5 protein-coding genes and 2 pseudogenes are annotated in these 5,882 nt (G+C 37.0%); all 7 read left to right on the top strand.

Features of this window, described 5'->3' with window-relative positions; all coding sequences use genetic code 11:
* Nucleotides 1-1,127: pseudogene (opcA, locus tag FJR38_RS02505) on the top strand (glucose-6-phosphate dehydrogenase assembly protein OpcA); the annotation flags it as partial.
* A 286-nt stretch (nt 1,128-1,413) separates the two neighbouring features.
* Complete coding sequence (locus FJR38_RS02500) at nt 1,414-2,256, top strand: hypothetical protein (RefSeq protein WP_168535207.1); 843 nt, start codon at nt 1,414-1,416, stop codon at nt 2,254-2,256.
* Between the two features lie 60 nt (nt 2,257-2,316).
* Nucleotides 2,317-3,390 carry a DUF2207 domain-containing protein gene (locus tag FJR38_RS02495; protein WP_168535205.1) on the top strand — a complete coding sequence of 358 codons (1,074 nt, stop codon included), beginning with the start codon at nt 2,317-2,319 and terminating at the stop codon, nt 3,388-3,390.
* Between the two features lie 116 nt (nt 3,391-3,506).
* Nucleotides 3,507-4,172, top strand: coding sequence for a sigma-70 family RNA polymerase sigma factor (locus tag FJR38_RS02490; RefSeq protein WP_168535203.1), 666 nt, complete (start codon nt 3,507-3,509; stop codon nt 4,170-4,172).
* Between the two features lie 6 nt (nt 4,173-4,178).
* Nucleotides 4,179-4,778, top strand: a complete 600-nt coding sequence (locus FJR38_RS28030) for a DUF1822 family protein (protein WP_254449321.1) — start codon at nt 4,179-4,181, stop codon at nt 4,776-4,778.
* Nucleotides 4,739-5,299 (top strand): DUF1822 family protein, encoded by a 561-nt coding sequence (locus FJR38_RS28025; protein WP_254449320.1) that lies wholly within the window; start codon nt 4,739-4,741, stop codon nt 5,297-5,299. Before FJR38_RS28030 ends, FJR38_RS28025 begins: the two co-directional genes overlap by 40 nt.
* A gap of 212 nt (nt 5,300-5,511) precedes the next feature.
* Nucleotides 5,512-5,882, top strand: a pseudogene (locus tag FJR38_RS28020) (ABC transporter substrate-binding protein); the annotation flags it as partial.

Genomic DNA, 5,882 nt, shown 5'->3' with positions numbered 1-5,882 from the left:
ACTAAAACAGCATTGCAGGCTGTACAGAAAAACATCAACTTCCAGAAACTGGTAGTCCTACAGCAGAAACTTTAACGGCTTTACGGCAAGAATATTTCCAAAAGCAACACCCCGGACCAAAGGGAGATAATCATGGTGCAGCAATGGGCTATACTTTCAGCCCCACTAGCCCCACCCTGGCTGATGAAATTGCTATCCGTAATCCTTGTCGGATTATTGCTTTATGTCCTATTGCTGGGGATGATGAAGGGGTAAAGGCTCAAGTATCTGCCTATTGCCCAATCCAAAAGCAGTCTTCTAGCACGCTGATATGCTGTGAATATATTACACTCACCGGGACTGCTGCGGCTTTAGAACGCATTGGGGGCATGATTCCCGCTTTGTTAATCGGTGGTTTACCTAAATTTTTATGGTGGAAAGCCACACCAGATGCTGCTAATCCTTTGTTTAAACGATTAGCAGCAGTTTGCAATAATGTCATTGTTGATTCTTGCAACTTTAATACACCAGAAGATGATTTACTCAGCTTGCAACAGTTGGTAGAAACTGGTGTACCTTTAGCTGATTTGAATTGGCGACGTTTGTCAGCATGGCAAGAATTGACAGCAGAAGCTTTCGACGCTCCTAACCGTCGCGCAGCCCTCAAGGAAATTGATCGTGTCAATATTGATTATGAAAAAGGTAATGCTGCTCAAGCATTACTGTACTTGGGTTGGTTGGCTAATCGCTTAGATTGGCAGCCAATTTCCTATAGACAGGAAAACGGTGATTATGACATCACTTATATCCAATTCCTGTCTCAAGACCAAAAACACATAGAAGCCGAGTTAGCAGGTGTTCCTCTTGCTGATATGGGTGAAATTATCGGTGATTTGATTGGTTTGCGTTTAAGTTCTACCAATCCTCAAGCTAATTGCGGAACTGTAATTTGCTCAGAAACTGGCGGTTGTATGCGAATGGAAACCCATGGCGGCGCTCAATCTTCTGGGTTGTTCCAACAGGTAAGTTCTCTTTCGGAACAAAAAGCAGAAGTATTGTTAAGTCAACAGGTACAACGCTGGGGACGTGAGGCTTTATTTGAAGAAAGTCTGACTGTCATTGGCAATACTATTAAGTTAAGGAAATAGATAATACAGCAGGTGACAGCTAACATCTATTTCTGTCTAGGTACAGTTCGCTATAAATCAGGACTTACGCAAAACAGAACGGAAGTAGGGGTAATTCATGAATTACCCCTACGCAAGAATCAGGTTTTGAGTTCAATCTTGCGTAAGTCCTATAAATAATGAAAGGTAGGGTGGGGTTTCCCACCTTTTATTTTCTCTTGATTGTAAAGTTTTGTAAAGTTATAGATAATATAACTCTGCATTGACAGAAGAACTCATATAAGCAAAGATTAATTTCCAAAAATTTATGAATCTTCAACAAGCAGAATTATATCAACGTCTTCAAGAATTTTCTTTAGATCAAAAAAATGTTTCTTTTTCTTTTAGTCAGAGGTTAGCAAGGGAAAATAACTGGACAATTTTATATACTCAGCGTGTAATTGAAGAATATAAAAAGTTTGCCGTTATTGCTGTTTTTGCAGGACATCCCGTTACGCCTTCTGATCAAGTAGATCAAGTTTGGCATCTACATTTAACATATACTCAATCTTATTGGCAAGATTTTTGTGGAATATTGGGTACACAACTAGATCATGGACCCACTCGTGGCGGTAATCAGGAATATCATAAATTTAATAATTGGTATCTGAATACTGTAGCCAGTTATGAACAGTTTTTTGGAGAAACTCCACCGATAGATATTTGGCCAGCACCTCATATTCGTTTTGATCTAAATGCTAATTTTCAGCGTGTAGATACTCACAAAAATTGGATTGTATCCAAACCTAATTTAAAGTTTCCTCAGATAGATATTTCTCGTTTTATTCCTCATAGATTTTATCTAGCATTTCTGTTGACATTGACATTAATATTCACTAATTCTCAGCTTTTATTGGCATCAAATAATAGCAATTCCCAAACTTCGCAAAGTTTTGAAAATACTATCGTCACTTGGTTTTTAAGAGCGATCGCTTTTTTTGTGACATTCTTCATATTTGCATCTATTGGCAGAGGTGGTGGCGGTAGCAGTGGTGGTGGCAGGAGTGGTGGTAGTAGCAGTGGTAGTAGTGGTTGCGGCGGCGGTGGTTGCGGCGGTGGTGGTTGCGGTGGTGGTGGTTGCGGTGGTGGTGGTTGCGGCGGTGGTGGCTAATCTCTAAGATATAGATTTTATTTCACGCAGAGGCGCAAAGGACACAGAGAAAAGGAAAATATGAAGAAATTTTTGATGAGAAGAATTGGGTTTTCTTTAATAGCTGTATTAGTGATGGTTCTGATTACATCTACTCATGCTATTGCCCAACAAGTGCCATTTTATTGGGACTATATCCATGTGAATATTGATGTGCAAACGAACGGAGATATGTTGGTTACAGAGGAACAAAAATATGTTTTTGAATCTGCTCACTCTCATAAAAGATATCGCTATATTTATCTAAATAAGGTTGATGAAATTAGGGATGTGACAGTTCAAGAAAATAACCAAATTATTCCTAGCAAAACCGGAATTCAAAATAATCAATTTTGGATTCGCTGGCAACATCAATTAACACCACCAGAAGCACGTACCTTTATTTTAAAATATCGTGTAGTTGGTGGGTTACATATCAATGGTCAGAATACTCAAGTTTACTGGAAAGCGATTTTTCCGAAGCGAAAAGCTCCTGTTAATGCAGCAAAGATCCGAGTAAAATTACCAGAATTATTATCAAGCAAAGTCCTTAATTTTACGAATTTTGGTACACCAGCTACAGCCAGTCAGGTCAATTCTAGAACTTTTGAATTTGTTGCTAATCAATCTATTCTCCCACAACAAGAGTTAGAAGTTCAGATCACATTTCCTAGCAACATTCTTAACCTAACTCAACCTAATTGGCAAAAAGGTAAAGCCGGAAACACCATTTTTCTTGGATTTATATATATGGTTTTTTTTATGTTCTTGGCCTTTACTATCATTTGTTTAATTAATCATCTGAAATGTCCTCAATGCAAAAAATTGACCCTCAACCGGACTTATAAAGTATTATTGCCAGCATCTACTCGATATGCAGGAACACGCAGGGTAATCTGTCACTGTAAAAACTGCTCTTACCATAATGAGTATAAAGAAGTGATTCCACTAATTAGTAATAGTAGTCATAGTGGTGGCGGTGGATATAGTAGCGGTGGATATAGTAGCGGTGGATATAGTGGTGGTGGATATAGTGGTAGTGGAGATGGTGGTGGTGGATATAGCGGTGGTGGAGATGGTGGTGGTGGAGGTGGTGGAGATGGTGGTGGTGGTTAATAGTCAGCAGTATTTACACCTCACCTCATGCTAAAGTAAGAATATTTTATACAGCTTAGAGCGTTTCCTAGTACACAATGGTGTAAATAAATCAACAATTAAATTAACCTAATCAAATGGATGAATTAGAAGCAAAAATCCTGCAAATTGTTCAAGAAACCTGTCAACATCCCAGGGGTAGTATTGCCCGTCAAAAAGGACTCAATCAGATTATTTTATTGATTCAAAAAACAGGTAAACTATTGCGTGGTGTAGGTATACCTGATGCAGAAGAAGCTTTACAGGAAACTTGGTGGTATTTTTGCCGAAATCTTTGTGAAGCGACTACTACAAAAGAACCTTATAATCCTGAAAAAAGTAGCGTGATTACTTGGATTAACAGTTACTTAACTTATCGGTTGCAAGATAAACGCATTAGTTTTTATGAACAAAAAAATAACTTCGATTTACTTTCACAAGAAAACGATCAACAAATAGATCCTGCAAATTTAATTCCTGCACCTACAGAACCAAGACCAATATTAAATGAAATTCAAGAATGGTTAAAAACAAATTATTCAGAACTAAAACGTATTCATGTCAGAGATCATCCAGATGTTAATTGTTACGTTTTAATTTCCCGTCGTTTACCACCGGAAACATCTTGGCTAGATTTATCTGTAGAGTTTGGTATACCTGTCGCAACTTTGAGCAATTTCTATCAACGTCAATGCTTTCCCCGTCTTCTCGATTTTGGTAAATCTCAAGCTTATTTTGATAGTGAAGGTTACTTTGATATATAGTAAATTATGAATTATCCTACTGAACAACAAAGCATTTCTATTCCTATTTCTGCAAAGTTCCGAGATACAGCTTTGCAATTTGCTCAAGAACAAGCAAATCCAGAAAAAGCTAAACAAGTCTACCTGAATACTTTAGCGGTGCAAGTCATAAATAATTACTTGCAACTATTAGATATTTCTACCACAATAGAAGCCAGCTATAGTTGGGATTACTGGGGAAGAATGGGTGCAGATGTGGCAGATTTATTATTAACTGGAATTGGACATTTAGAATGTAGATATATCCGAACAGGTGATCATATTTGTCATATTCCTCCTGAAGTTTGGCATCATCGTTTTGGTTATGTGGTAGTGGAAATTAATCAAACTTGCCAAGAAGCCAAAATTATAGGATTTTTACCCGCAGTGACGACAACAGAAATTAATATAGAACAGTTACAACCATTAGAACTTTTAATAGAACATTATCATCAATTTTCGGGTGTACAATTAAGACAATGGTTAGAAGGAATATATACATCTCAATGGCAAAGTATTGAGGAATTAGCTTTGAAAAAAGCCCACAATTGGCCTTTCGTTCTTCAAAAGTGCGGGGATTTGAGATAGATACATCCAAAAAAGTTTGGCAAGTGATTGAACAATTATATCCCCAGCGCAGTTGGGGAAAAATCTTACCATCAAAATTATTACAGAATTCCGATGTAGAAGTAAATGATCTTCTTGTTCATCTTTTACAAACTACAGATGATGAAGAAACTCGTTGGACTCTAGCAGAGATTTTATGGACAATTACCCCAAATCATCCTGTTATTGCTGCTAGAAGAGTTATGGATTTAGGAATGCAGTTAGCCGGAAAATCTGTAGCTTTAATGGTGGCTATTTTACCAAAAATAGATAAAACTTTTGCCGTACTTTTACGAGTATATCCAATGGGTAATCAAATTTATTTACCAACGGATTTACGATTGTCAGGATTATATGAAAATGGACAGCCATTTTTAGAAGTTCAAGCTAGAGAAAAACAAGATAATTACATTCAATTAAAATTTTGTGCTGAACTAAGTGAAAAATTCCAAATTCGGGTTACTCTAAATAATGCAGTCATTACAGAAAAGTTTGTCATTTAGACCAATACGGTTTAGTTAAGAAAATTGTAGGTTAGCTTAAACTTAGATAACCGAATGGTGGTAAAACCCAACAAATTCGCGGAGATGTTGGGTTTCATTTTATTGCTTCCCGAACGTTTACGTTCCACAACCCAACGTTGTATCTTAGAGGTATGTTAGCCTTAACTGAACTGTATGTCATTTAGTCAGACAAATCACTTAGGGTAAAAGCCGTGGGTAAGTTGGTAATATTCGAGATTGGAGAGGGTAGTTTTGAAAAAGGATTTCCGGTAAAAATTAGAATTTGGGAAGACAGTAAACCCCATTTTACAGAAATTTCTGGCAGGTTTCCACCAGCTTTAGAAATTCCTGAAACTTATTATGAATGGCAATCAGCTTATTATCAATTGCCTGGTAATTGGTTAATTACTGTTCCCCAAACTCAAATCACTAATGTATCCATGACAGAAATTTGTGATGAAGCTGCTCAAAAATTCCAAGCTAGTTTTAATAATTGGTTAAATCAACCATCTGTAAGAAAATTAGAAAGGCAATTTTTACAAAAAGTTGGTGAATGGGATCATGTTCGCTTTATTTTACAAAC

Origin of the sequence: Anabaena sp. UHCC 0253 (assembly GCF_009712085.1) — a bacterium.
Classification (GTDB): domain Bacteria; phylum Cyanobacteriota; class Cyanobacteriia; order Cyanobacteriales; family Nostocaceae; genus Dolichospermum.
The sequence above is the reverse complement of the archived record's forward strand: the minus strand, read 5'-3'. Positions and strand labels throughout refer to the sequence as shown.